The organism is Bacteroidales bacterium, assembly GCA_035342335.1.
Lineage (GTDB): Bacteria > Bacteroidota > Bacteroidia > Bacteroidales > JAGONC01 > JAGONC01.
Window position 1 is genome coordinate 20,034 of record DAOQWY010000024.1, and the last position, 26,893, is coordinate 46,926.

The window sequence follows — 26,893 nt, forward strand, 5'->3', positions numbered from 1 at the left end:
TGACAGTGATTTTAATATTCAAAGCGAATTGCATCAATGGGTTTAATACTGACTGCGCGCCGTGCCGGTATCAATCCGGCGATCACTCCGGATAAAACGAGGATGGCCAGGGCAACCATCGCCATCTGGAAATCAATCTCCGGATTCCTGAACATGTTGCTGCTGGTCCCTGTTTTTGCCATTGCAACGTTCACCCCCTCGAGGATGCCAACCCCCACCACGAGGCCAATATAGCCCGCTGCCGTTGTCAGGATCACGGATTCGATGATTACCTGGATCATGATGTTCCAGGGCGTAGCGCCGATAGCACGCTGGATGCCAATCTCTTTCGTTCGTTCCCGCACCACAATGAGCATGATGTTCGAAACGCCGACCACACCGGCAAACAGTGTCCCGGCTCCGACGATCCAGATCAGAATGTGTATCCCGGTGAACAGTCCTGTCATCTTGTTGAATTCCTTTTCAAGGTTGAACGATCCGATGGCCCGCTGGTCTTCCGGGTGAATGCCGTGCCGCTCTGCCAGCAATTTCTTGGCTTTGGCTTCAACAACGGAAGCCGGAACATCGCGATGGGAAGTAAAAGCGTACCATCCCACGATGTCACCATAATTGTATGTCTGTTGCAGGGATGTGAAGGGTAAAAAGATGACCTGGTTCTCCCGTTCAGCCTGCTGGTCCGATTTTTTGGATTCAAACACGCCCACAACCTGGAAATAAACTCCCTGGATCTTCAGGTACTCACCAATGGGATCTTCACCGGGTTCAAACAGGTCATTTTTGACTTTTGCACCGATCACGGCCACTTTCCGGCGCTGGTCAATATCCAGATGATTGATGAACCGCCCCTCGAGCAGGTTAAGGGGATCTATGCGTTGTATTTCAGGATAGTCGCCGAAGATGGTGAATGAGGATGTCCGGTCGTTCCGGATGACATTGTTGGCCCCTCCCCCTCCCCAGGCCTGGATGCGTGGTGCAACCAGATCGATTTCAGGAATCTTTTCTTTCAACGCCCGGGTATCGTTGTTCCTGAAATTGAAATACCGGCCCCGCTGAAATCCCTTATACGGCATGGTCGTCCGTTGGGTCCACATAAAGACGCTGTTGGTGGCCATATTGCCGAAGTCGGCCAGGATAGCATTCCGCAATCCGTTACCGCTGCCCATCATGATGACCAGCATGAAGATTCCCCAGAAGACTCCGAACGCTGTAAAGAACGTACGAAGTTTGTTCTTCTTCAGGGTGTAAAAGATCTCATTCCAGCGGTCTGCGTCGAACATAAATAAACACCTGGTTGATTATTCATTCCTTAATGCTTCAATGGGCTTGATGGCCGCTGCCTTACGTGCAGGGATCAGGCCCGCCAGGGCACCGGCCAGCACCAGGATCCCGGTTGCCACCAGGGCCACCCTTAAATCGACCTCCGGATTCCTGAAAAAATTATCACCGTCCGCAAAATAGGGAGAAACGATCTCCAGCAGTCCAACACCGGCAATGAGCCCAAAATACCCTGCAAATGCCGTGATCAGAATCGACTCCTGGAGGATCAGCCCGATGATGGAACCGGGCGTTGCCCCGAGTGACTTCCGGATGCCGACTTCCTTTGTGCGCTCATTCACCACCACGATCATGATGTTGCTCACGCCAACAATGCCCGCAATCAGGGTGCCGATGCCGATGATCCAGATGAACATCCGTATGCCGGCAAACAGGCTGAGAAATTTTTTGTATTCCTCCAGGGTGTTCCAGATGAACAAAGCCCGTTTATCGTCCGGATGAATCGTATGACGCTTGCTCAGCTCCCTGCGGATGGTTTCCACGGTTTGCTTACTCTGTTCAATGGTCACATCGCTGACGGTCAGCGAGATCTGGTTGATCTTGTTTCCCCTGTTGAAAACACGCTGTGCCGTGGAAATGGGAATATAAACACGGTTAAGATCCCGATCACCTCCTGGATCAGTAAATACACCCACCACCTTGAACGGGATGCCGGCCACCATGATATACTGATCCACTGCCGGCTCCCCTTTGAAAAGTTCCCGTTCCACCACCTCACCCAGGGCCACGGATTTGCGGAACTCTTTTATATCAAGCTCATTCAGATATCTCCCAACTTTCACCTCCAGCTTTTCCAGGTAGGCATAATCAGGGTGGGTCGCAATGATGTCATAGGTTGCATACCGGTTTTTATAACTGACGGTCGTATTTTCCCAGATGTTAAACCGTCCGGCAGCGTGCTCCACATAGGGCAAATCCCGGATGATGGAATGATCTTCGTTGGCAAACTGAATGTTCCTTCCCGGCTTCAGCCCCTTATAGGCCATGGAGGTGGTTCCCTGATTGACCCAGATGCTGTTGGTGGCATCATCCCTGAACTGTTCCTTCACCCCGTTCTCCAGTCCCTGACCGGAACCCAGCAGAATGATCAGCATGAAGATTCCCCAGGCAACACTGAAGCCTGTCAGGAATGTACGGAGTTTGTTCCTGCTGATCGTGCTGAAGATCTCCTGCCATTTGTCTGCATCAAACATGGATCAGGAAATTAAAGACTGGAAAATGGACTGATGTTGGCGTACACCGTTCACTTCATCGGTCACGATGTTCCCGTCGTGAAGCCGGATGATCCTGCCGGTCCGGTGTGCAATGTCATTTTCGTGCGTGACGATCAGGATCGTGATTCCCGACTGGTTGATCTCATTAAAAAGATCCATCACCTCAAAGGATGTGTTCGAATCAAGTGCCCCTGTCGGCTCATCGGCCAGGATCACTTTCGGTTTGGAGACCAGTGCACGCGCGATGGCAATGCGCTGCTGCTGTCCGCCGGAGAGCTCATTGGGCATGTGCTCTGCCCATTCCGCGAGCCCCATTTTTTCCAGCAGCTTCATGGCCACCTGGTTACGCTTTTTGCGGCTTACGTTCCGGTAGTAAAGTGGTAGTGCCACGTTCTCCAGTGCATTCTTGAATGAAATGAGATTGAACGACTGAAAGACAAATCCGATATGACTGTTACGGAAACGGGCCACTTTCTTTTCGCTCATGTTCCTGATCAGTTGCCCTTCCAGCCGGTAGTCCCCTTCATCATAGGTGTCGAGCATCCCGATGATGTTCAGCAGGGTTGATTTGCCGGATCCGGATGAGCCCATGATGGCAACCAGCTCACCTTCCCTAACTTCCAGATCGATACCTTTCAGCACATGAAGCGAATTGGTCCCCGTAACATACGATTTGTGAATGTTCTTCAGGGAAATCATGAAGAGGAGGTTAAAATTTATTAATCATAAAAATCTCCACGAATCATGCCATGTGAATCAAATAATTCATTATCAATTAATTGAATAAATCTTTCAGAAAAATCCCCGGGCATCAGGTGTTCACTTATCTTACACTGCCTGTTCATTTTTGACCACAGTCCGGCAAGATAAAAAATCAGCAAATGTTCAGCTTTTCAATCGGTACCGGCATCGTGGCCCGTATCCATGCAGAGGATCCGGTGCCTTCCCAACACTACGATATGGTATTTCAAGTTCCTCACCCGCAGTCACGCCCGAGGATACAGGCCACCCTGTGACCAGCTGCTGCAATAGCTGGAAGTTGTCCGTCGGATGGACAAGGTTGTCCGAATCAAAGTGATCGAAGTTGCGGCCAGGTTCAATATAATCAACAATGTCACCGGTCAGGACGGCGAGATCGGCTTTTCCTTTGCGATGCAGTATGTTTGCGTAAGCAACGAAATCGCGGAAATTCTGGTTAAAGTTGTTGAACACCGCCGGGTGTCGCACGGTAGTTGCAGGAAGAGCTTCCCCTGCAACACAGCAGCAAAATGTTCAATATTCTTGTCCAGGGCAATGGTGGCTGTACAGGTCAGATCGTTGCCGGACACTATGGCTGTGGAACCAAGATTGGGTTGGATGCATTAAACCATCATCGGAACCTTTCAACTGAAAATGAAGGAAAATTTAAGTTGAACAACGGTCATTTATGATAGTAGCATAAGCAAAAGTAAACAATCAGCCCTGTAATGCCTCCAATTCAATTTGTTTTCCTAATTTTGCCGACCCATTCATTACCTGATTTATGAAAAGACTTCTTCTGTTCGTTAGCCTGTCCATCATTTCCTTTACCATTGCTGCCCAGGTACCGCAGGCCTTTAATTACCAGGCTGTCCTTCGCGAATCCTCCGGAGTGCTGATCCAGGATCAGCAGGTTCAGATGAGGATGAGCATTTTACTGGGATCAGCCGATGGGAATACCGTCTACAGTGAAACCCATACCTGTACTACGAACAATTTCGGGCAGGTCAATCCTGCCATCGGAACGGGTACGGCTGAAACAGGTGATTTTAGTCAGATCGACTGGACATCCGGGACGTACTTTCTGAAAACGGAGGTGGATCCTGAAGGTGGTTCGAATTATACCAACATGGGAATCACTCAATTGCTGGCCGTTCCTTATGCGCTGCAATCCACTTCTGCGGCCAGCCTTCCCAGCATGACGACTCAGCAACGCGATGCCATCCAGAACCCGGTGAGCGGGATGACGATCAACAACCTGACCACGAACTGCCTGAATTATTATGTCAACGAAAGATGGTACGAGATCTGCGGCAATTGCACGCCTTTGCCCACAGCGGCCAATGCCGGCCCTGATCAGCTCAACCTGACCGATACAACCGCGATCCTGGCAGGAAATGTGCCTGTAAATGGCACGGGCATATGGACAGTGGTGAGCGGAAACGGAGGATCGATCGATGATCCATTGAACCCGTCGAGTGCAGTTCATGGCACGGCAGGTACAACCTACCAGCTTAAATGGACCATATCCACTCCTTGTGGCAGTTCAGAAGATGAAGTCATCATTGGTTTTTCAGCAATCCAATCCTGTCAGGGCATCCCGGTTGTGAACTATGCAGGACAGACCTATCATACGGTACAGATCGGTACCCAATGCTGGCTCAAGGAGAACCTCAACGTGGGCAGCTGGATCAACAGTACTGTAAGCGGATTTCAGCAGGCAAACAACGGCATCATCGAGAAATATTGCTACAATAACCTTCCCGAGAATTGCAACGTATACGGAGGACTTTATGAATGGCCCGAAGCGATGCAATACGCGACATCCGAAGGTGCACAGGGAATCTGCCCGGATGGATGGCACATACCCACTGTGCAGGAATGGAACGATTTGATCACCCACCTGGGAGGTTCATCTGTTGCCGGTGGAAAGCTCAAGTCAACTGGCAACCTGGAGGAGGGATCAGGCCTGTGGAAGTCGCCCAACGAGGGTGCAACCAATGAAAGCGGATTCACTGCTTTTCCTGCAGGTGACCGCAGCAACAGCCTGGGATATTTCTATGGCATAGGCTATGATTGCTATTATTGGGCATCCTCACAGATTGATGAAAACGACGCAGGATATCTGTTCCTGAACTACGACTATCCCAACTCCTACTTACCCATACTGAGCAAGGATAACGGATTCTCTCTCCGCTGCATAAGGAACAACTGAGAAGGCAACAGCTTGCCTGAGCAGTTTTCGAAGGTCGGTTGCGGACTTTAAAGCTGGAATCCGTCTGGCATCAACCTGACAATTAAGTTGAACCTTGCCTTTGTATTGCTTTTCTATTTTTCCTATCTTTAGGCATTGATTTTCTAAATCATTTTAACCATGAAAAAATCACTACTTCTCATTCCCCTTATGACAGTAGTAGGTGCCTCATATACCACCCGGCTTCCTGCAACACATTCAAGGTCAACCTACTCAGGTACCAGGGCAGAATTCCTGTTTGAACCGAAGGCCAGTCCTCCTGAATGTATCTATACCCTTTATGGGGATGCCAACGGGGATGAACAGGTTAATTTACTGGATATTATCACGACCGTCAACTATATCATGGGTGAAAGTCCGGATCCCTTCGACCCGGAAGCAGCGGATGCAAACGGGGATGGGCTCATCAATATTCTGGACATCATCGGCATTGTCAATATCATCATGGAAACCCCGGGCGCTCCGTGCCCGGGCATTCCTACTGTTTCGTACGGGGGACAGATCTATGAAACCGTGCAGATAGGCGATCAGTGCTGGTTCAGGGAGAATCTGAGTATCGGCACGTTGACCACCGGAACAATCGAACAATCGAACAATGGCATCATTGAGAAGTACTGTTATGACAATGATCCCGTTCACTGCAACCTGTACGGAGGCTTGTACCAATGGTCAGAAGCGATGAACTATCAGAGTGCCGAAGGATCACGGGGTATCTGCCCCGCAGGATGGCATGTCCCCCGAGAGGCGGAATTCGTCCTACTGGCCGACTTTCTGGGAGGACAGGACGTTGCAGGCGGAACGATGAAAGAGGTGGGCACCACACACTGGAATCCTCCAAATACCGGTGCCACGAATGAAAGTGGTTTTACGGGCCTTCCCGGTGGGTACAGGCTGAATACAACAGGAAATTTCACCGACCTTGGAAAATTTGGTATACTATGGTCCTCCTCATTTTTTGATGCCATGGATGGATTTGACCGCTATATGAGCTACACAAGCGATGACCTGACCAGGACACACACCAGCAAGGCGAATGGTTACTCCGTCCGCTGCCTGAAAGATTGCGAACCTCAGCCTTCCCAGTCCGATGCGGGACCAGACCAGCTTGATCTCCAGGATACTTATACAACCCTGTCGGGAAACGTTCCGGACTGTGGCACTGGTGTTTGGAAAATAATCAGCGGCACCGGAGGCATCCTGGCCGATACGCTCAACCCGGTGAGCGGTTTTCAGGGTTTGGAATTTCACGAATATGCGTTGACCTGGACAATCAGCACAATATGCGGAAGTTCAACGGATACCGTCTTTGTCAGCTTTTCCGAGGTCCCGGGCCTTCCCTGCCCGGGCCTTCCGACAGTAACCTACGCAGGTCGAACCTATAACACGGTCAGGATTGGAAACCAGTGCTGGTTGAAGGAAAACCTGGATATTGGCACGCTGGTTCCCGGAACAATCGAACAATCGAACAATGGAATCATCGAGAAGTACTGTTACAACAACGATACCGCTCTTTGCTCAATCTATGGCGGTCTTTATCAGTGGGATGAGGCCATGCAATATGTGGTCGCAGAGGGTACTCAGGGCATTTGTCCGCTCGGCTGGCATATTCCGACCAACCACGAATGGAGTGTGCTCGAAGCCCACGCCGACAGTCAGTACCCATTCGGAGATCCTGAATGGGATAAAGATTGGTGGCGGGGGCTGGATGCCGGAGGACAGCTGAAAGATACGACCGGCCTCTGGAGCGAACCCAATACAGGTGCAACCAATAAATATGGATTCACGGCGCTGCCTGCAGGGATCAGGGACCAGATCACCGGGCTCTTTGATGAGATGGACAGTTCTGCCTATTTCTGGACATCAACCCGAACAGAGATGGAATTCATCATTTTACGATTACTGGATTTCCAGCACAGCAACATACTGCGGTATAGTTACAGTTACGAACACCCGGGTCATTCGATTCGCTGCATAAGAGGCTGCTGGCCACCGCCCTCTCAGGCTGATGCCGGCCTTGATCAAAATGATGTTCCGGGAACATTCACAACCCTCACGGGAAATACACCCGCCTATGGTACCGGAGTATGGCTCCTGATCAACGGTACCGGAGGCACAATCCTGGATACGCTGAATCCGGCAAGTGGATTCCTGGGACAAATTGACAGCACCTATGTGCTTACCTGGACCATCAGCAATGATTGCGGAAGTTCTGTAGATACTGTACAGGTCAATTTTGTTTTCAATTGCGGCGATCCATTGACCGATTCCCGTGATGGTCAATCCTATGCCACCGTCCTGGTCGGTACACAATGCTGGATGGCTGAGAACCTGAACATTGGGATACGCATGAACAGTACAACCGGGGGATACCAGCAAACCGACAACGATACCATTGAGAAATACTGCTACAACAATGATCCGGCCCAGTGCATGGTTTACGGGGCACTGTATGAGTGGCCTGAAGCCATGAACTATGTCACCCAGGAAGGGACGCAGGGCATCTGTCCTCCAAACTGGCACATACCCACCGACACGGAGTGGAAAATCCTTACCGGAACCGTTGACACTGAATTTCCCGCAGGAGATCCGGAATGGAACAAAACCGGCTGGTGTGGTTCGGATGCAGGAGGCAATCTGAAAGAGACAGGATTCGTCCATTGGGACGATCCCAACACCGGGGCAACAAATTCGAGTGGCTTTACAGGACTGCCCGGTGGTTACCGCAGCATCTACGACGGAGACTTTGAAGAAAGGAATACACTCGGTACGTTCTGGTCATCCTCTCAGGAGAACGAAATAAATGCCTGGAGTCGCTACCTGCATTACAATGATGCCAGGATCAGCCGTTTCCTGTGCGATAAAGTCGATGCATTCAGTGTGCGATGCCTCAAAGATGACTAATAGTGATTACCTGATCAATTGACCGTCATCCCCGCGAAAGAGGGGATCCAAGCATTACAGCTTGAGGAACTCGACCCTGCGATTCAGCGCCTTATTGGCAGGCGTGTCATTGGGAGCCACGGGTTCTGTTTCCCCTTTGCCGTCGGTTTCCATACGTGAGGCATCTATTCCGAATCCTTTGCTCAGCTCATTTTTAACCGAAGCAGCGCGGCGTTTGGAAAGATCTAGGTTAGCAGCATCTGCACCATCGGAATCGGTGTGGCCAATGATCTTCACGCGTACATCCGGATTTTCAGTCAGTGCCGCTGCAATTTCTTTCAGTGTGCCATAGGACTCAGGTTTCACAATATCCTTGTTTACGTCGAAATAGATGCCGTAAGTCACCAGCTTGCCTTCGGTGATCAGCTTGTTGCGTGTATCCGGTGCCCCGACGGCGATGCGGATGTTGGTCACCATGGCAGCACCATTTTCAAACCTGATCCTGTCGGGCTTCACACAGCCTGTCGGAAAAGCTTTTGGCAGATCAAACACTTTATACTCATTCTGGTATAAGCGAAGCCTGGACTTCTGTACCCAAATGGCCATGTGATATTTCTGGTCAACTTTTTGTTTGTACATTTCATCATCCTTGTGACCATCTATTTTCAACTGCTCGCATTCTGTACCATACAGCCACGTGCTGTAAAAAGGCCTGCCATAATCAGTATGGAACTGAAACCCTCCATTTCCCGGGGCTGTACCTCCATCCCACGCTTTTACATTTTTAGCCTGCATCAACCGCATCATAAATCCAGGCACATGACCTTCCTTATCTTTAACAGGGATCACATCGAACTCCAGTGTGTAGTTATCGGGCAGGTTGAGCAGTGCATCTGTCCAAATGGCTTCCCTTCCATCGAATTTCATCCAGTTGCCCGGAAATAAATTCGTGGTCACAACTTCTGCTGAACCATTTGTGTTCCAGAGAGCCGGAAAATCCCCCACCGCATCCTGGCTGAAATCCTCAAACCAGATCACCTTTTCCCCAGGTATGAAATCATATTTGGAGTATGTTTGCAGGGCAGTCTGTTCCTGGGGAGCAGTTTCTGTCCTGACAGGCTCTGTCTTGGTCTGGGCAGGTTGTTCAGCGGGTTTTTGCTGTTCTTTCTTTTCGGTAGTGGTCTGCTTTTGCTGTTCCTCTCCCTGCGGATTTTCGATATCTTTTTCGATCTGGTCAAGTCCCTTGTCGATGGCTTGATCTGTCTTTTGCTCGGTACGGTCCTTCACTTTATCGGCGATTTTCTTTCCAAGGCCGATCTGGGCAGAGGCTCCGGTTGAAATTGCCATCAGGCAGATCAAAATAACCAGCTTAATAGTATTTTTCATAATTGCAGCGATTTACTCATTGAGTGAGCGTAACTAAAACTCTTGCTAATGTAACATAAAATCCAACGGGGAGTTGTTTATGAAATAAAAATCGTGCCATAAACCTTGCGATGGGGCGATTGTCGGTTGCACGATTTTCGGTTTTCGATTTCGAACGCCGAACGCCGGAAATCGTCCAATCGACAATCGATAATTCCATTGGCAGATCCCCGCTTGCGCGGGGATGACGACATCCTGAGATTTAAGGGAGTGGACGATAAAATTTGCTTGCAAATTTTATCGCCCACTCGTTCTCTCCCCGCAACATACGTCATCCCCGCGCAAGCGGGGGCCTCATCCCCACGCAAGCGGGGACCTCATCCCCGCGCAAGCGGGGGCCTCATCCCCGCGCAAGCAGGGACCTCATCCCCGCGCAAGCGGGGACCTCATCCCCACGCAAGCGGGGACCTCATCCCCGCGCAAGCGGGGACCTCATCCCCGCGCAAGCGGGGATCTGGCTCAAAATTGCCCAATTGTCAATTTTCGAACATCGAACATCGCTCAATAAGCAACCAGCAACCTTATTGTATCATCACCTTCTCCCTGGCAACAATCGTATTCTGTTTCCACACAGCAATGACATAGAATCCGGGAGACAGGACAGGAATATCAACGGTCTGTTGCGATGGCACGGCGCCATGTTTTTCCAGTACCTTAGAAAAGATCCCTCTGCCCGCCTGATCAATGATCATCGCAGTATAGCTTCCATCCGGGGCACTTTTCCTGAATTTCAGAACCACCTTCCGCTGGTTGCTGTCAAACGAAATTTCGAGCCCGTGGTCCACCGCGATCGGACTCCGGGCAGAAAGATTCTCATAATCGTGCTGAAAAAAGCCGATTCCTCCATCGTCGATCAGGTGGTTATCAAAATCAAAAAAAGCAGCGTTCTCATAATGCGACCCCTTTCCCCACTGCGTGTAGCAATCGGACGACACCCAGGCCGGCTCCCAGTAGATCACTCCGCTCCCGCCCCTGTCGATCACCTCCTGTGTCAGATCGATCATCCATTGCTTCTGGTTCTCAGGACTGGCAGGAGTATAGGACGGATCAACGGTACTGAGTACATTGTTCGCATTGTCGGTGCCCTGAGTTGTCCAAATAACTCCAGTTTCAAAGATCATCACCCGGTAGGCTGGAAAATCAGCGATCAGATTAGCGATGATGCCACCTGTCTGAGCAATGGTCACAGGCTTATGGTACTGCCAGTAATAGGAGATCCCGATGATGTCGAAGCCGGTTACGCCGTGGGATAGGAAGTCAGGAACCAACCAGGCAGCATCAGCAGGGTCAGCGATATGAATGGCAGACAGGATGCTTTTCCCGGTCTGCGTTTCCACATCCCTGACTGCCTGGAAAGCGGCGTTGAACAACTGGCTGTTACGATCCCAGTCCAGCACCCATCCAGCATTATCGTCTTCCGGTGAAAGCAGGATCCCTTTGTTAGTTTCATTGCCGATCTGTACCAGTTCAGGTAAAAACCCCTCCTGGTCAAGGTCGAGAAGCGTATGCGATATATAATTGTATAATGAATCTGTCAGCACCGGGAGATTATCCACCACAGCCAGCCAGGCATCCGGAACACGCTGCTTGCCAGGATCGGCCCAGTTATCCGACAGGTGGAAATCCAGCAAAACATGCAGGCCTCTTTCTCTGGCACGGTGAATGCTCTTTTTGACATCCTGAAAATCTGAATACCGTACCCCGCTGTTCAGGTTATCATACCAGTCAGGTGTGTGCCAGAGCCGGAGCCTTACCAGATTGCAGTCATGATCCGCAAAGAGCTGGTATGGATCCTCTGGAAAGCCATTTTCGAGGTAAATGGCACCGCAGTCTTCCATCTCGTTCACATAGGAAAGGTCGGCGCCAAAATAGAACTGCTGAGCATGAAGGCTTGTATTTACGCAGATCAGGATTATACCGATGTATAAAAGATAAAGGGTTTTGTTTCTCAAAATCATGTCCTCCACTTTTATACAAATGTACAATAATAGGGCGGTTGCCGGTTGAACGAGATTCGATATCGAACGTCGAAATTCGCTCAATCGACAATCGACAATCCCAGCAGGCTGTCATCCCCGCGAAAGCGGGGACAGTCATCCCCGCGAAAGCGGGGACAGTCATCCCCGCGAAAGCGGGGACAGTCATCCCCGCGAAAGCGGGGACAGTCATTAATCTCCCAGCATCACCACCACACCCAGGTTAAAATAGATACCGCCATAAACATATTTGTAATCCTCATCGCTGTCTCCCTCTGCTTTATACTTGTACGATTCGTTGCCATACCCAATGCCCAGGTCGATCCCGACGTGGTTGTTCAGGAAATAAGTGCCTCCCACACCCAGCCAGTATTCAAGCAAAGCACCGCTGTCCTTGTCATCATCTTCAGGGCCATAGGCATCCGAGTGGGAACCAATGCCGACAGCCGCCTCAACAAGAGGCTTGAAACCATCCAAATCCAGAATGTAATACCGCACAAACGGGCCTACTGTAAATTCAGTGGACCGGTAAAAATCATCCTTGTCATCAGGATCCGTATACTTCGAACTGGCAAAATCAACAAACAACCCTACCGGCAGGTTGTCGATGATCGTATACCCTGCCATGGGAGTGAAGTTAAAGGTAAAATAGTTGTCCGATACGTGCGAGTCTCCACCCTGCTTGTATTTTTCCTTTCCTATCTGAAAATTCAAGTTGCTGGAGCCCTGCAGAAACCACTTGCCCTGTTCGGTCTGGGCAAATGACGCAACCGTACTGAATGCTAAGGCAACTGTCACAACAAAAGTCAATCTTTTCATAGGATTTGATTTTTAAGTTAGAACAAAGAAATTAACAGATTAAATATACATGAACATTGTGTTCATTCCAAGATTATCTCACCTTGATGAGCACTTTTTCCTGGTGCTTCCTGATCAACAGGAGCAACAGAAACACGATCCCTATCAGAAAAAAAATCCCAACTGCCAGTACCGAGAAACGCATGGAACCTGTCAAAGCTTCGATGACACCAAAACTGAAAGTACCCATCACTGTGGCCAGCTTCTCCATTACATCATAAAAACTGAAGAACGAAGTGTGATCGGTTGTATCGGGAAGCATCTTTGAATACGTACTGCGTGCCAGTGCCTGCGCCCCGCCCATGACTAAGCCTATACAGAAAGCAGCTATCAGAAAACCAACCACATGCATTATAAAATAAGCACCAAAACAGATCAGGATCCAGGCACCCACGGCGAGAATCAGGGCCTTCAGGTTGCCGATTCTGGCGGACAGTCGGGCAAATAACCAGGCTCCCAGCATACCTACCAGCTGGATGAGCAAAACGGTGGGAATCAGTACATCCTCCTTGAATCCCAGCTCTTTTTCACCGTATGTGGCAGCCATAAACATGACCGTAAGCAGTCCCATCATCATGAAAAAGAAACCTGTCAGGTATGTTCTCAACTGAAATGACTTGCGGACGTAATTAAAAACCATCCGTAATTCTTTGTAACCATTGGTATAAACATTTGCATGCTGCACTCTCTTACGGTAAGTGTACTTCGGCAGGCGTGCGAAGGTTATTTGCGAAAACCCGATCCACCATAAAAATACGGTAAGAAAGGAGATACGGGCTGGCAGGCTGCTATCACCTTCGATTCCAAAAAATTCAGGCTTCATGATCATCCAGAGGTTAAAAAGCAGCAGAACAACGCCTCCAAGATACCCCATCGAATATCCCCTGGCACTGATACGATCCTGGTCCTTATATTCAGCGATGACCGGCAGGAAAGAATTATAAAAGACGATGCTTCCTCCATACCCCAGCGTTCCCAGCGCAAAGGCAATGATCCCAAGCTCCACGTTGGACGAATTGAAAAAGAACAGCGCGCCGCACGATAGCGCGCCGATCCAGGTAAAGGCCTGCATGAATGCTTTACGCCGCCCCGTATAGTCAGCAATGGAGGAAAATAAAGGGGAAAAAGCAGCCACGACAAGGTAAGCGGCAGCGATCGCCCACGAAAATAAAACCGTATTGATGACTTTCGCGCCGAAAAAAGATACCGTGAAGTCATTACCTGACCGGGTGACGGTATTGTAATAAATCGGAAAAATAGTGGAAGAGATGGTCAGCTGGTACACTGAATTGGCCCAATCGTAGGCAACCCATCCCCTGATCACCTTCTTGTCACCCTTGCGGAATTCGAGAACGTCCTTGATTCTTTTCAATCCTGATAGGTTGTTATTTGTTGTTATTTGCTCGGTCCGGAGTTTATCCCGACGAAAGTCGGGAGCGCTTCGCGTTATTCATTGTATTCGTGGTTATTACTGCCGACTGGCTACTGGCTGCTGCCGACTGCCAATTGCCAACTGCCGACTGCCGACCTTTACAGCGCCTTCTGATAAATCCTGCGCCGCTTGCACAGCTTTCCGCCCAACCGCTCCATTTCACCGCGTACAGCAAGGTTGGTTTCCAGCTCATTGTGACTGTCAATGGTGGTGAATCCCATTTCTTTTGCCGTTTGGATCATCCAGTTCATTCCCAGGGCATCCAGCCCAATGTTGCGGTATTCCTTTTTGATTCCTCCCAACAGCAGATCCAGTTGCCTGGAGCGTTTGGATTCCCGCAAAAGATAAAAAAGGCCAAACGGGAACAACCGGCCTTTTGCCTTTCGGAATCCCCGGTTCAGATTGGGCATCCCGATCAGGAATCCGATCACCTGGTTGTCTTTCAAGCCGATCTTGACCAGCCTCGGGTCCAGTATGGGAACATATTTTTTACCCAATGCATCTATTTCTTCGTGCGAAAGCGGCACAAAACCATACAGGTCGATGTAAGTCTCGCTAAGCAGCTCAAGTACAGGTTTAACATAAGGTTTCAGTTCTTTACGCTTTGTCAGGTTCTGAAAAGCGAATTCACCCCTGTCTGTAATTTTATCGATGATCTTTTGATAGAATTCAGGTAGTGGCCGGGAGAGGTCCACCACATAACATACATAATCGATCTCCTTGGTAAAACCGCAGGCTTCAACAAGCTGAGGCACATAGGGAAAATTATAGATGGTCGAAAGGGTAGGTTCATATTCAAATCCTTCGATCAGGAATGCCTCCGGATCCTGGTCACTGAAACCCATCGGCCCTACCAGTTTAGCCATTCCCAGATCCCGGGCCCAACTTTCGATCCGGCCGAGAAGGGCACTGACCACCTCTACATCCTCAATGCTTTCCAGGAATCCAAATCGGGCATTTTGTTCATGAAACATACGGTTGCGTTCCCTGTTGACAATACCCATTACACGGCCCACCTCCCTGCCTTCCTTTCTGGCCAGAAGCAGCAACGTATCATTCTTTTTGAAGGCAGGATTCTTTTTGGCACTGAAAAACTGCCACTCGTCTGTCAGCAACGGAGGCACCCAAAGAGGGTCGCTTTTGTGAAGAATGTAAGGAAGATGAATGAAGGCATGGAGGGTTTTCCGGGTAGTCACAGACAGGATTTCGATGCTCATGATGGATGATTTTAAGCAGCATTACAGACTGAACTACTCTCAAAATGATTCCTTCCACGGCAGTAAAGCGTACAAATGTATAAAACTTGACCAGCTAATTTCAAATTTTTCTCACGATAGTTAAGATCATTCATTCTGAAAAGTTTAAAAACTTTATATTTGAAGGCATAAAATGCTTTCCCATGAATGCGATGCCGCTGGTGATAGCTGCACTGGTCTTGTTTGCGCTTGCTTACCGCTTCTACTTCAGTTTCATCACCGCGAAAGTCCTTTCGCTGGATGACCGGAAAATCACCCCTTCGGGGCGGCTCTATGACGGGCAGAACTATTACCCGATGAGCAAGTGGGTATTGTTTGGCCATCACTTTGCTGCCATTGCCGGTGCCGGCCCGCTGGTGGGTCCTGTACTGGCCTGCCAGTTTGGTTATTTTCCGGGTTTTCTGTGGATGCTTATTGGAGCCGTGATGGCCGGATCGGTTCACGATGTGGTGATCCTGACTGCGTCCATCCGCCACGATGGGCGTTCACTGGCCGAAATTGCCAGGGATGAGATCAAAAAAGTATCGAGTGGGATTACGGCTTCACTTGCTACACTTTTGATTATCATTGTAGCCCTGGCAGGGCTGGGACTGGTGGTGGTCAATGCCCTTTCGGAAAGTTCGTGGGGAACCTTCACGATCGCCGCCACGATTCCGATTGCCATTTTCATGGGACTGTGGATGTTCCGGTTCAGGAAAGGAAAAACGGTTGAAGCCACGGTAATGGGAGTCATTATGCTGACATTAGCCGTCATTTTCGGCAAGCACATTCCGGAATCTTCCATCGCCCACTGGTTTACGTTTGATCATAAGACATTGACCCTTCTTCTGGCCGGTTACGGTTTCATTGCTTCGGTCCTTCCTGTCTGGCTGCTATTGTCACCGCGCGACTACCTGAGTTCGATCATGAAGCTGGGTGTGGTGGCAATGCTGGCACTGGGCATCATCATTGTCATGCCTGACATGAAGATGCCTGCCTTCACGGCTTTTATCAAAGGAAACGGCCCGGTCATACCCGGTACCCTTTTCCCCTACCTGTTTATTACGATCGCCTGCGGTGCCATTTCGGGATTTCATGCCCTGGTCAGCTCCGGAACCACTCCGAAGATGATCATGAAAGAAACGCATATCAAACCTATCGCCGTTGGGGCAATGCTTTCAGAGGGAATCGTCAGCATCCTGGCACTGATTGCCGCTGCAAGCCTGTATCCCCTCGATTATTTTCAGATCAACGTTTCACCCGAAAAATTCCAGCAGATCCTTCCACAGCTCCAGGCCATGGGATTCATCGAGTCAGATCTGACCACACTTTCGGCGGAAGTGGGCGAAAATGTCGCTGGCCGGACGGGCGGGGCAGTCTCCCTGGCCGTGGGAATGGCCCAGATCTTTTCCGCCATACCGGGCTTGAAAGGGCTGATGTCGTACTGGTATCACTTTGCGATCATGTTTGAAGCGTTGTTCATCCTGACAACCATCGACGCCGGAACGCGAATCGCCCGCTTCATCCTGCAGGAAACCCTGGGAAAGGTTTACAAACCATTCGGACGAACCAACTGGTTGCCCGGTAACCTGATCGCCAGCGGTGCCGTGGTTTTTTGCTGGGCTTATTTCATCTACACGGGAAGCGTGGCAACGATATGGCCTATGTTCGGCAGTGCCAACCAGCTGCTGGCCACCATTGCACTGGCAGTGGGCACAACCTATATCGTCAACCGGGGCAAGATCAGGTACGCCTGGGTCACCTTGATCCCAATGGCATTCGTAGGCATAACCACCTGTGTCGCCTGTATCAAAAACATGACCGGAATCTATGTCCCTATGCTTTCTCAACCGGATCAATTTCTCCAGGGACTCATCAATTTGCTGCTCACGATCGTTATCATGACCTGCCTGTTCATCATTGTCTGGGATTCATTGCCCCTGTGGATCCGTGCAGCAAAACAGCAGCGACCCTCTTTGCAGCGATTCCCTGATTGAATGAAATTCAAACAATAAACACCGACTGATATTCCCTGTATGCAATCCATCGAACCATGAAAAGCTTCCTGACAATCCCCGAAGAGGTGTATTTACTACCCATCCACGAAAAAGGCGGGCAGAAAATCGATTTCAAACATAAAAAATTCGAAGTCACGCTCTCAGCGGCCATACTCATGGAGCTGGCCCTGCGCAACCGCATTGACTCTGACCTGGAGTATGTCTTCCCGGATCAGAAGGTCCCTACCGGAGATGCCCTGCTGGATGAGATCATGGATTGGATCATTGCATCCCAAAAAAAGGAAACCATCTCCTACTGGATCATCAGGATCACCGAATATTCCGACAGGATCAGGCAGGTCATCCTGGAAAGCCTGATCCGTAAAAACGTCCTCCAGGTAAGGAAAGAACGTATTTTCCCCGGATTTAAAACAAAAAAGTACCCTGTGGCTGAAGGAGGAGAAGTGAAAGAAATCAAGTCCAGGGTCAGGGACCTGGTCACCGGTGAGGACCTTCCGGAGCTCCGCGATATGGTGATCGTGAGCCTTGCCTACTATGGCGACCTGCTGAATTTTATTTTCACGGATGAAGAGATCCTGAATTACCAAAACAGGATTGAACAGCTGGCTAAAATGGACCTCATCGGACAGGCCATTTCCAGATCAGTGAAAGAACTGGCATTCGTGGTAGTGGCCACCATGCATGCAAAAGAACTGCTGGGAATGAAATCCGCGGAAGAAAAAATGGATGAACTGGTAGAGGAAATGAAGTCCCTGTTCCAGATCGAAAAAGATGAAGACCTTCCCCACTGGTTGAGAAAAGGGACTGAACAGTACGGAAAAACACTTGCTTACATTGAAGAAACAGGGACCAACGAAATTGTTTACAATACCAGTACCGGGAAATATGGACTGAAATTCTGGTCATTTCCCGGTCAGTGAATCCGGTTTGCCCGTAAATTAAAAATAATGCTTATAACCATGCCAACGATCATCATTACAGGGGCCAACGGCAACCTTGGCCTGGTTGTTACAGAACACCTGCTGAATAGTGGATATCAGGTTATTGCCATCACAGGACCCGGAGGAGCCGGACAGTTGACTGCTCACCGGGGACTGGTCGTCCACGAAGCGGATCTGATGGATGAAGAACAAACGGGTAACCTGGTTGCCACAGTGACAGACCGGTATCCGGATGTTGTGGCCGCCGTACTGCTGGTGGGAGGATTTGCCACAGGGAAACTGCAACACACCAGCGACAGGATGCTGGAGGATATGATCCGGCTGAATTTTCACTCTGCTTTTCATATGGTGCGTCCGATGGTCTCATTCTTTGAACATAAACCCGAAGGGGGACAGTTCATTCTCATTGGCTCCCGGCCAGCGATCAATTCTTCGGAAGGGATCAACTTCTTTGCCTACTCCCTGAGCAAAGCCATGGTGGTGAAACTGGCGGAGTTCATCGATGCGGAAGGCAGGGATAAAAAGATCAGGGCTGCGGTGATCGTGCCGGGCACGATTGACACCCCTGCCAACCGCAGGGCCATGCCCGATGCGGACTTTACCAGGTGGGTTCCTCCTCAAAACATTGCTGAGACCATTGCTTTCTGTTTGTCGGAAACAGGAAAGATGCTTCAGCATAGGGTGATGATCATCGACAAACACTGACAGGGCAACAGGAATCAGAAAGCATACTCCCGTTGATCATGGAGAAAAAAAAATTCCAGACTTTAAACGTATTGAGCATATCGGCAGGTCATTTGTTTCATGATATCTATTCCTCGTTTACTGCCCCGATCTTGCCCTTGCTCATTCAGAGGTTCTCCATGAGTTATTCGCTGGCAGCTTTGCTGACCCTGTTCCAACAAATTCCCAACCTGCTGAATCCATTTCTGGGTATTTGGGCCGATCGGGTGAATGTGCGGATATTCATCATTATTGCACCAGCCATCACTGGAATAGCCATGAGCCTTCTGGGAGCCTCTCCGGGGTATGTCTTCGCTGCCATTCTGCTCCTGGTTGCAGGGATCGGCTCCTCTTTTTTTCATGTTCCCACACCTGTGATGATCCGACAGGTATCGGGTGATAAGCTGGGAAAAGGAATGAGTTGGTATATGTTTGGCGGAGAAATTGCCCGTACCCTTGGCCCTTTGATCATCCTCGGAGCCATCTCCCTCTGGGGTGCAGAAGGAACCTACAGGCTGATACCCTTTGGCATCCTGGCTTCCGTAATTCTTTATTTCAGGCTCAAAACCGGGGACTCCGTTCATGCCACCACCAGCCAGAACGTTACTACAGGACTATGGGCAACCTTTAAGGAACACCTTCCTCTTTTTTTAATCATCATCGGTATCCTTACATTTCGCTCCATTTTGCGTGTATCCATAACCATTTTTCTTCCAACCTACATGGAAGTCATTGGGGTAGGATGGCAAAAGGGAACCGTTTATCTTTCCGTCGTTGAGATCGCTGCAGCTGCAGGAACCCTTTTCTGGGGTTCCATTTCCGATAAAATGGGACGCCGAAATGCACTTCTCATCATGACGGCTTCCGCTCCGTTTCTGATGCTGGGATTCTTAAAATCCCACGGATGGATGATGATCTTGTTCCTGATTCTCATGGGATTTTTTCTGCTGGGCATCACACCCGTTCTACTGGCACTGGTGCAGGACAGGGCCAGGGTAAGGCAGGCATTTGTCAATGGACTCTTCATGAGCATCAGCTCCGAAAGCTCCTCCCTGGCATCACTGGTCATTGGCGGATTGTCAGACTGGGTGGGCATAGAACAGGCATTTCATATTGCCGCTTATTTATCACCATTGGCTGTACCTTTTGTGCTGATGATCAAACGCAGTCCCAAAAAAGTCAAATGATTCTTTTACAGTGACTTCCTGCTCCCTGTTGTTATTTTGTGAATAAAATGTCCGAATTCAATGGTGCTTGTTCGGCACCTCTTGCTATCTTTAAACCCCTTAAAGGATTATCCGACCTGGAACGTATTCATTTTTCACCTGAACCCGGATCATGAGCTTTCAAACATTTTTCAGAAAACTGGTTCCCACGGAAAAGAAATTTTTCCCGATGTATGAGGAAGCAGCGGCGCTTACTCTGGAAGCTGCCGTCACCCTGCGTAAAGTATTCATCACCGATGCCCCCGGGGAAAGGGAGGTGCTTTTCACCTATATCAAAGAACTGGAAACCAGGGGCGATGAAGTCGCTCACCGGATCTTCGATGAACTCGACAAGACCTTCATCACACCGTTCGACCGGGAAGATGTCCATAAGCTGGCCTCAACGACCGATGACGTTCTGGATTTCATTAATGGCTCCAGCCAGCGGATCCGGTTGTATAAACCCAAAATGTTCCCGCCTGAGTTTGTTAAGTTCACGGATTTGCTGATCGAAGGAGTTTCGGCATACCATGTGGCGGTCAAGGAACTTAAAAACCTGAAAAAACCTGAAAAAATTTCCAGTGCCTGCATTCTCATCAATGAAATCGAAAATCGGGCCGACGATCTGTATCATACATTTCTTTCTGATCTTTTTGATAATGAAAAAGACGCCATCGAGCTCATCAAGAAAAGAGAGATCATTATGACCATGGAACGGGCTGCTGACCGGCTGGAAGATGTTGCTGACGTTCTGAGGACGATCATTCTTAAAGTAGCCTGAACATAAGCAGACCCGTATGGATACACTCGTCATCATCACCATCATCCTGGCATTGTTGTTCGACTTCCTGAACGGGATGAATGACGCAGCCAACTCCATAGCCACAGTGGTTTCCACCAAGGTCCTGTCACCCATACTGGGTGTTGCCTGGGCCGCCTTCTTCAATTTTGCCGCTGTCTTCATCTTCGGAGTCCATGTGGCAACCACCATTGGAAAGGGCATCGTCGATCCGGATATGGTCAACAAATACCTGATCTTCTCAGCACTTGTGGGAGCGATCATCTGGACCTATACCTGCACTCACTTCGGGTTCCCGATTTCCGTTTCCCACGCCTTGATCGGCGGACTGATTGGCCCCGCTTTGATCGTGGGTGGGGTGGATGCCATTTACGCGAAAGGGATCACATTGATCGTCCTCTTTATCGTACTCTCACCCCTGATCGGCTTGATACTTTCATACCTGATCTCACTGCTAACGCTCTTTATTTTCCGAAAATATTCCCCACGAAGGGTGGATTCCCTGTTCCGGGGATTACAGCTGTTCTCCTCTGCAGTTTTCAGCCTTGGCCACGGCACCAACGACGCACAAAAAACCATGGGTATCATCGCTGTTTTGCTTTATACATCCGGGCACCTTGGCTCTGAATTCCATATACCTACCTGGGTAATCATTGCCGCTTATTCATCCATCTCCCTGGGGACACTGCTCGGTGGATGGAGGGTCATCAAAACACTGGGATTATCCCTGACCAACTTAAAACCTTTCCAGGGATTCTGTGCCGAAACAGCCGGTGCGTTGACCATTATTGGGAGTTCACTGGGTGGCATACCGGTCAGTACGACCCATACCATCACCGGCGCCATCATCGGGGTGGGGATGACCAAACGGCTTTCTTCGGTCAGATGGGGCATCGCAGGGAATATCATCATCGCCTGGATCCTGACCATTCCGGGCAGTATGGCGGTTGCTGCAGGGGTTTACAGCATCATCCGCCTGTTTATCTGATGATCATCTTTGCAGAAGCACTCCCGGTTCCGGATTCCATTTTTAAAAAATAAACACCCGGGGCCAGCCCCTTGCTGTCAACAGGGATCCTTTGCTCTCCTGCAGGCCGCCTCTCGTTCAAGATAACCTTAACGATCTGCCCCTTCGCATCCAGCAGGATTAGCCTGAAATAACCCGTTTCGGGCAGGTGAACCTGTAAAAGGGCTGAGCGATCCACGGGATTGGGATGAAGAAGATACTCCAGCTTTCTCCCGGTCAGCATTCGTTCTTCTGTACCAACCGTCGTGGAAGCTTCTTTCAGCACAATCTGGTTGGCGGGATCAAAGAAGAGCTGCTCAGGTTGTTTTATGACATCAATAACGTATTCCTGGTCATTCACCGAATTGAGCACCTTCACCAACGTATCTGAACCATCCGTGAACACGATCCGAAGCTCCAGCGGCATGACAAAAAAATACTCCTCAGGCTGCACCTGGCTTGCCCTGAACCATACCCTCCATTGTTGATCCCCGAGGTGCGTGAACGTATAGGTATTGACATACTCAGGATGGTTCGGATAGGTGAGCCACTGATGAAAGAACCACGAATAATCCTGGCCCGTCACCTGGTTCATCTTGGCGATAAAATCATCCGTGACGACTGACTGATAGCGGAAATTGGCCGTATCCTGGGCATACTGGTAGACACATTGGAAAAACAGGGAATCACCAACCACATAACGAAACAAATGCAGCAGGCAAGCAGGCTTGGCATAGGTGATGGCATAGTTGTACAGGATATCAACATCAGGAGGATCAAAGGCCCATGAAGGATTATAGATTGGCCAGCCCGGATTCCCGTTCAGATAACTGGAGGCATTGGACTCAATTTCATCCATATACGCTTCATATCCATCTTTTTCCTCCCTCCAGAGTGCTTCACTGAAATTAGCAAATCCCTCATTCAGCCACACGTCGGCCCAGGTGCCGCAGGTGATCATGTCACCAAACCACTGATGGGATAATTCATGAACTACCAGCATCTCATTCCAGCAGTTCCGGCAGAGGCAGGTCAGGGTCTGGTTTTCCATGCCCCCCCAGGGGAACTGGCTATTCAACGTCGCAAAGCCATCCTTCTCAAAAGGATGGTCGCCGAAGGTTTCAGCATAAAATGTGAGCAAGGATGATATGATGTTCTTGATCCCGGCCGGATTTTCACCGGGGTTATAGTAGAACCGCACCGGCAGGCTGTCCTGGGGATTTGATAACCTGTGCCAGTAAACAATATCCAGGTTGTAGTTATTCCGTCCGGCCATGACGATCAGGTAGGTGGAAACCGGATCCTTCGAAATCCAGTGATACCATATCGTATCAGCAACCTGGACCGAATCGGCCAGCCGTCCGTTAGAGCCCAATTTTGCCATGGCGGGCACCTTTGCTGTCAGATCCAGCCTGGCCTTATCCGTTGGCTGATCCCAGCAGGGAAACCACTTTCGGGCCCCCTGCGGGGCACAATCTGTAAAGACCATTCCATTGCCTGTGTAAAAAGCATGATCGATGACGTTTTTATGGGTATAGAAGATCTTGACATAAAGCGAATCGCCGGGGTAATACATCCGATCCAGGTCGACCCTGAGCGTGTCGTCAGCATGTTCGTAAAATATTCCTGCCATTCCTACAGAATCGATCTGCAGGGAAAAACTGGATGCATTCAGCTTGATGTGATTCAGTACCGTATCCACTTTCAGATGGATGACATTACTGGCGGAGAATGACTTGGGATAAGGACTGACGAAATTATCATAGAGATCCAGGTCAAGCTTATATTCGAGTACATCGTAGGTGTGTCTTGGTGAATTGAGGCCCCTTGGCATCTGGATGGCCGGCCTGGATGACTTTGCCCGTGAACAGTATTCGCCTCCACTTTGAAATACCGGTTGCGATAAAGTGAATGACAAGCCGGTCAGAAAGATTACGGTGATAATGGAGATTCGTTTAATCATCTTTGTAACGTTAAAGGATGGATCAGGAAATCGCCTGATACGGAAATATACTGCAAAAATAAGCGTTTATGCATACCGCTGCATTAACATTATACTTCCGCCATAACATTTGATGGACAGTTATGTGTACCTTTGCAGAGCGTGGTCAGAGTGGCGCATCATCAAAAACATCGTAAAACAATCCCTGTAAGAAGTTCCGGATTAAAGGGGAATATTTTATGAAAACAATCACCGCTCAGGAGTTAAGGAGAAGAATCGATTCGGGAGAACCTCTGCAGATCATCGACATCAGGGAACCCACTGATTATAAGGTGTGTCATATCCCTGGTTCCATCTGTATCCCCGGGAAACATATCTTCGACCATCTCAACCAGATTGGGAAGGAAATCCCTGTGGTCATTTATTGCCGTTACGGTACCAAGGGTCCTTCTGTGGTAGCGGCGCTGGAATCAGACCACAACATCAGGAACCTGCTCCTTTTGGAAGATGGCATTTATGCCTGGGCAAAAGAGATCGACCGGTGGATGCTTGATTTAATCTGACGATCCATGGCAACACTCCCACCACTTGCTGAACAACTCCGCCCGTCAACCCTTGAGGAATTTCTCGGGCAGAAGCACCTTACCGGAGAAAATTCAATCCTCAGAAGGGCCATCCGGACGGGAAACCTGCCCTCGATGATCCTGTGGGGTCCTCCGGGTGTCGGCAAGACCACCCTGGCGTATATCATTTCCAGGCAACTGAACCGCCCGTTCCATACCCTGAGTGCGGTCAATTCAGGCGTCAGGGAAGTCAGACAGGTGATCGACCTGGCCACCGACACTGAAAACCGGGTTATCCTGTTCATTGACGAAATTCACCGCTTCAGCAAATCTCAGCAGGATTCCTTGCTCGGTGCCGTTGAAAAAGGGATCATAACCCTCATCGGAGCGACCACCGAAAATCCCTCCTTTGAAGTGATCGCGCCTCTTCTTTCACGTTGCCAGGTCTATATCCTGAAAGCTTTCGGTAAAAACGACCTGCAAACCCTGTTGCAGCGTGCCTGTTCTTATATCAGGGAGCATGATCATACCGAAGTCAGGGTCATAGAAGACGAAGCCCTGATGAGGATTTCCGGCGGGGATGCACGGAAACTTCTTAACGCCATTGAGCTGATCCTGAATGCAGAACAACCACGGCAGGCCGTGGTCGAGATCACCAACGACAAAACCGTTGAGGTGATCCAGCAAAATCTTGCCCTGTACGACAAACAGGGTGAAATGCATTTTGATATCATTTCCGCTTTTATCAAATCCCTGCGGGGCAGCGATCCGAACGGTGCCGTTTACTGGCTGGCCCGAATGATTGAAGCCGGGGAAGACCCGAAATTCATCGCGCGGCGCCTGGTCATCCTCGCGTCAGAAGATATCGGTAACGCCAACCCGAATGCGCTTCTGCTGGCCAATGCCTGCTTTGAGGCCGTCAACAAGACCGGCTACCCCGAATGCCGGATCATTCTCTCCCAGACTACGATCTACCTGGCCTCCTCTCCCAAGAGCAACGCCTCCTACCTGGCCATCGAAAAAGCCTCCGAACTGGTGCGGCAGACCGGAGACCTGGCTGTCCCCCTGCACATCCGGAACGCCCCGACGAAACTGATGAAGGAGATTGGTTATGCAAAAAATTATAAGTATGCACACGATTATGCGCAGAACTTCGTGGAGCAGGAATTTCTTCCTGAAAAGATCAAAGGAACCAAACTCTATGATCCGCAAAATAACACCCGGGAAAATGATATCCGTCAATGGCTCAGGTCATTATGGAAGTCGAAATACGGGTACTAGGGAAGCAGTCAGCAGTCAGCTGTCAGCAGTCAGTCCCCGCGAGTGAAACGAAGCGGGGATCAGCAGTCAGGAAGAAGGTAATTTAACAATTTGACAATTTGACAATTTGACAATTTAGATTATGAACCTTCAAACCCTCCCAAAGATCCAACATACCGAAAAAGGCACCTTCTTCCTGATCGCCGGGCCTTGCGTGGTCGAAGATGGCATCATGCCTTTCAACATCGCACAGCAGGTGAACGACATCACGCAAAGGCTTGAAATACCCTATATTTTCAAGGCCTCTTACCGGAAAGCGAACCGCTCCCGTCTGGATTCCTTCACGGGGATAGGCGACCTGAAAGGACTGGAAATCCTCCAGGCCGTGGGCAAGGAACTCAACATACCCACACTTACGGATTTCCACTCGGCTGAAGAAGCCGAACTCGCCGCCCGCTATGTCGACGTCCTTCAGATCCCAGCCTTCCTGTGCCGGCAAACCGATATCCTCCTGGCAGCAGCCAGGACGAATAAATGGGTCAACATCAAGAAAGGACAGTTCATTTCACCCGATGCCATCCGGTTCGTCATCGACAAAGTACGGCAATCAGGTAATGATGCCATTATGGTCACGGAACGAGGTACTACCTTCGGCTACCAGGATCTGGTGGTCGATTTCAGAAGCATACCCGTGATAAAACGCCTGGGGGTATCCGTTGTTCTTGATGTCACACATTCCCTTCAACAGCCCAACCAGTCTTCGGGTGTGACAGGCGGAGTGCCGGAAATGATCGAAACGATTGCCAAAGCAGGTGTTGCCGCCGGGGTGGATGGCATTTTCATTGAAACCCATCCGGATCCCCCCCACGCCAAATCCGACGGAGCCAACATGCTTCCGCTGGATCAGCTGGAACCTTTATTGCTCAAGTTGCTGAAAATACGCAAGGCACTGGCATAAAAGGCAAACTGCAAACTGTAATCTGCAATCTGCAATCTAATTCTCCTCTCTCCTTTCTCCTTTCTCCTTTCTCCTCTCTCCTTTCTCCTCTCTCCTTTCTCCTCTCTCCTCTCTCCTTTCTCCTCTCTCCT

At 49.7% G+C, this 26,893-nt stretch carries 21 protein-coding genes; 11 read left to right on the top strand and 10 right to left on the bottom strand.

What is annotated here, in order from left to right:
* Positions 1-11: 11 nt before the first annotated feature.
* The 4 genes from PKI34_11070 to PKI34_11085 form a co-directional block, all read right to left on the bottom strand.
* Entirely contained in the window at positions 12-1,277 is a 1,266-nt protein-coding gene (locus tag PKI34_11070; protein ID HNS18351.1) for an ABC transporter permease, read from the bottom strand.
* 18 nt (positions 1,278-1,295) lie between these two features.
* Complete coding sequence (locus PKI34_11075; GenBank protein ID HNS18352.1) at positions 1,296-2,528, bottom strand: ABC transporter permease; 1,233 nt, start codon at positions 2,526-2,528, stop codon at positions 1,296-1,298.
* A 3-nt stretch (positions 2,529-2,531) separates the two neighbouring features.
* Entirely contained in the window at positions 2,532-3,248 is a 717-nt protein-coding gene (locus tag PKI34_11080) for an ABC transporter ATP-binding protein (GenBank protein ID HNS18353.1), read from the bottom strand.
* 186 nt (positions 3,249-3,434) lie between these two features.
* Complete coding sequence (locus tag PKI34_11085) at positions 3,435-3,776, bottom strand: hypothetical protein (protein HNS18354.1); 342 nt, start codon at positions 3,774-3,776, stop codon at positions 3,435-3,437.
* Between the two features lie 295 nt (positions 3,777-4,071).
* Here PKI34_11085 and PKI34_11090 point away from each other — a divergent pair, with 295 nt between their 5' ends.
* Positions 4,072-5,502, top strand: coding sequence for an FISUMP domain-containing protein (locus PKI34_11090; GenBank protein HNS18355.1), 1,431 nt, complete (start codon positions 4,072-4,074; stop codon positions 5,500-5,502).
* 159 nt (positions 5,503-5,661) lie between these two features.
* Positions 5,662-8,442 carry an FISUMP domain-containing protein gene (locus PKI34_11095; GenBank protein ID HNS18356.1) on the top strand — a complete coding sequence of 927 codons (2,781 nt, stop codon included), beginning with the start codon at positions 5,662-5,664 and terminating at the stop codon, positions 8,440-8,442.
* Positions 8,443-8,496: 54 nt separating this feature from the next.
* On the opposite strand, the gene PKI34_11100 is transcribed toward PKI34_11095, so the two are convergent.
* The 5 genes from PKI34_11100 to PKI34_11120 all read right to left on the bottom strand — a co-directional run bounded on the left by PKI34_11100 (position 8,497) and on the right by PKI34_11120 (position 15,329).
* The gene (locus tag PKI34_11100; GenBank protein HNS18357.1) at positions 8,497-9,807 is read right to left on the bottom strand and encodes an OmpA family protein; all 1,311 of its coding nucleotides are present in this window, start codon (positions 9,805-9,807) and stop codon (positions 8,497-8,499) included.
* Between the two features lie 560 nt (positions 9,808-10,367).
* Complete coding sequence (locus tag PKI34_11105; GenBank protein HNS18358.1) at positions 10,368-11,804, bottom strand: glycosyl hydrolase 53 family protein; 1,437 nt, start codon at positions 11,802-11,804, stop codon at positions 10,368-10,370.
* Between the two features lie 210 nt (positions 11,805-12,014).
* Entirely contained in the window at positions 12,015-12,641 is a 627-nt protein-coding gene (locus PKI34_11110; GenBank protein HNS18359.1) for a hypothetical protein, read from the bottom strand.
* 73 nt (positions 12,642-12,714) lie between these two features.
* Positions 12,715-14,052, bottom strand: a complete 1,338-nt coding sequence (locus PKI34_11115) for an MFS transporter (protein HNS18360.1) — start codon at positions 14,050-14,052, stop codon at positions 12,715-12,717.
* Between the two features lie 158 nt (positions 14,053-14,210).
* On the bottom strand, positions 14,211-15,329 hold the full coding sequence (locus tag PKI34_11120; protein ID HNS18361.1) for a hypothetical protein: 1,119 nt from the start codon (positions 15,327-15,329) through the stop codon (positions 14,211-14,213).
* Between the two features lie 182 nt (positions 15,330-15,511).
* On the opposite strand from PKI34_11120, the gene PKI34_11125 reads away from it, so the two are divergent.
* From PKI34_11125 to PKI34_11150, 6 genes are all read left to right on the top strand, one after another.
* Entirely contained in the window at positions 15,512-17,344 is a 1,833-nt protein-coding gene (locus PKI34_11125; GenBank protein ID HNS18362.1) for a carbon starvation protein A, read from the top strand.
* A 56-nt stretch (positions 17,345-17,400) separates the two neighbouring features.
* Positions 17,401-18,285, top strand: a complete 885-nt coding sequence (locus PKI34_11130; GenBank protein ID HNS18363.1) for a GPP34 family phosphoprotein — start codon at positions 17,401-17,403, stop codon at positions 18,283-18,285.
* 39 nt (positions 18,286-18,324) lie between these two features.
* The gene (locus PKI34_11135; GenBank protein HNS18364.1) at positions 18,325-19,011 is read left to right on the top strand and encodes an SDR family NAD(P)-dependent oxidoreductase; all 687 of its coding nucleotides are present in this window, start codon (positions 18,325-18,327) and stop codon (positions 19,009-19,011) included.
* Between the two features lie 38 nt (positions 19,012-19,049).
* The gene (locus tag PKI34_11140) at positions 19,050-20,216 is read left to right on the top strand and encodes an MFS transporter (GenBank protein ID HNS18365.1); all 1,167 of its coding nucleotides are present in this window, start codon (positions 19,050-19,052) and stop codon (positions 20,214-20,216) included.
* Between the two features lie 151 nt (positions 20,217-20,367).
* The gene (locus PKI34_11145) at positions 20,368-21,015 is read left to right on the top strand and encodes a DUF47 family protein (protein ID HNS18366.1); all 648 of its coding nucleotides are present in this window, start codon (positions 20,368-20,370) and stop codon (positions 21,013-21,015) included.
* 16 nt (positions 21,016-21,031) lie between these two features.
* Positions 21,032-22,021, top strand: coding sequence for an inorganic phosphate transporter (locus PKI34_11150; GenBank protein ID HNS18367.1), 990 nt, complete (start codon positions 21,032-21,034; stop codon positions 22,019-22,021).
* On the opposite strand, the gene PKI34_11155 is transcribed toward PKI34_11150, so the two are convergent.
* Positions 22,014-24,002: a M1 family aminopeptidase gene (locus PKI34_11155; protein ID HNS18368.1), complete on the bottom strand. Its 1,989-nt coding sequence runs from the start codon at positions 24,000-24,002 to the stop codon at positions 22,014-22,016. The genes PKI34_11150 and PKI34_11155 overlap by 8 nt on opposite strands.
* A 218-nt stretch (positions 24,003-24,220) precedes the next feature.
* Between PKI34_11155 and PKI34_11160 the strand changes: the two genes are divergently transcribed.
* The 3 genes from PKI34_11160 to kdsA all read left to right on the top strand — a co-directional run bounded on the left by PKI34_11160 (position 24,221) and on the right by kdsA (position 26,762).
* A complete protein-coding gene (locus tag PKI34_11160; protein HNS18369.1) occupies positions 24,221-24,544 on the top strand; it encodes a rhodanese-like domain-containing protein in 324 nt (107 codons plus the stop codon).
* A gap of 6 nt (positions 24,545-24,550) precedes the next feature.
* Positions 24,551-25,825 (top strand): replication-associated recombination protein A, encoded by a 1,275-nt coding sequence (locus tag PKI34_11165; GenBank protein ID HNS18370.1) that lies wholly within the window; start codon positions 24,551-24,553, stop codon positions 25,823-25,825.
* A gap of 121 nt (positions 25,826-25,946) precedes the next feature.
* The gene (gene kdsA / locus PKI34_11170; GenBank protein HNS18371.1) at positions 25,947-26,762 is read left to right on the top strand and encodes a 3-deoxy-8-phosphooctulonate synthase; all 816 of its coding nucleotides are present in this window, start codon (positions 25,947-25,949) and stop codon (positions 26,760-26,762) included.
* The last annotated feature ends 131 nt before the right edge of the window (positions 26,763-26,893 follow it).

What these genes read in the sequence shown, in the direction of transcription:
- PKI34_11070 (HNS18351.1), bottom strand. Translation starts at nt 1,277, where the DNA reads ATGTTCGACGCAGACCGCTGGAATGAGATCTTTTACACCCTGAAGAAG.
- PKI34_11075 (HNS18352.1), bottom strand. Translation starts at nt 2,528, where the DNA reads ATGTTTGATGCAGACAAATGGCAGGAGATCTTCAGCACGATCAGCAGG.
- PKI34_11080 (HNS18353.1), bottom strand. Translation starts at nt 3,248, where the DNA reads ATGATTTCCCTGAAGAACATTCACAAATCGTATGTTACGGGGACCAAT.
- PKI34_11090 (HNS18355.1), top strand. Translation starts at nt 4,072, where the DNA reads ATGAAAAGACTTCTTCTGTTCGTTAGCCTGTCCATCATTTCCTTTACC.
- PKI34_11095 (HNS18356.1), top strand. Translation starts at nt 5,662, where the DNA reads ATGAAAAAATCACTACTTCTCATTCCCCTTATGACAGTAGTAGGTGCC.
- PKI34_11100 (HNS18357.1), bottom strand. Translation starts at nt 9,807, where the DNA reads ATGAAAAATACTATTAAGCTGGTTATTTTGATCTGCCTGATGGCAATT.
- PKI34_11105 (HNS18358.1), bottom strand. Translation starts at nt 11,804, where the DNA reads ATGATTTTGAGAAACAAAACCCTTTATCTTTTATACATCGGTATAATC.
- PKI34_11110 (HNS18359.1), bottom strand. Translation starts at nt 12,641, where the DNA reads ATGAAAAGATTGACTTTTGTTGTGACAGTTGCCTTAGCATTCAGTACG.
- PKI34_11120 (HNS18361.1), bottom strand. Translation starts at nt 15,329, where the DNA reads ATGAGCATCGAAATCCTGTCTGTGACTACCCGGAAAACCCTCCATGCC.
- PKI34_11125 (HNS18362.1), top strand. Translation starts at nt 15,512, where the DNA reads ATGAATGCGATGCCGCTGGTGATAGCTGCACTGGTCTTGTTTGCGCTT.
- PKI34_11130 (HNS18363.1), top strand. Translation starts at nt 17,401, where the DNA reads ATGAAAAGCTTCCTGACAATCCCCGAAGAGGTGTATTTACTACCCATC.
- PKI34_11135 (HNS18364.1), top strand. Translation starts at nt 18,325, where the DNA reads ATGCCAACGATCATCATTACAGGGGCCAACGGCAACCTTGGCCTGGTT.
- PKI34_11140 (HNS18365.1), top strand. Translation starts at nt 19,050, where the DNA reads ATGGAGAAAAAAAAATTCCAGACTTTAAACGTATTGAGCATATCGGCA.
- PKI34_11145 (HNS18366.1), top strand. Translation starts at nt 20,368, where the DNA reads ATGAGCTTTCAAACATTTTTCAGAAAACTGGTTCCCACGGAAAAGAAA.
- PKI34_11150 (HNS18367.1), top strand. Translation starts at nt 21,032, where the DNA reads ATGGATACACTCGTCATCATCACCATCATCCTGGCATTGTTGTTCGAC.
- PKI34_11155 (HNS18368.1), bottom strand. Translation starts at nt 24,002, where the DNA reads ATGATTAAACGAATCTCCATTATCACCGTAATCTTTCTGACCGGCTTG.
- PKI34_11160 (HNS18369.1), top strand. Translation starts at nt 24,221, where the DNA reads ATGAAAACAATCACCGCTCAGGAGTTAAGGAGAAGAATCGATTCGGGA.
- PKI34_11165 (HNS18370.1), top strand. Translation starts at nt 24,551, where the DNA reads ATGGCAACACTCCCACCACTTGCTGAACAACTCCGCCCGTCAACCCTT.
- kdsA (HNS18371.1), top strand. Translation starts at nt 25,947, where the DNA reads ATGAACCTTCAAACCCTCCCAAAGATCCAACATACCGAAAAAGGCACC.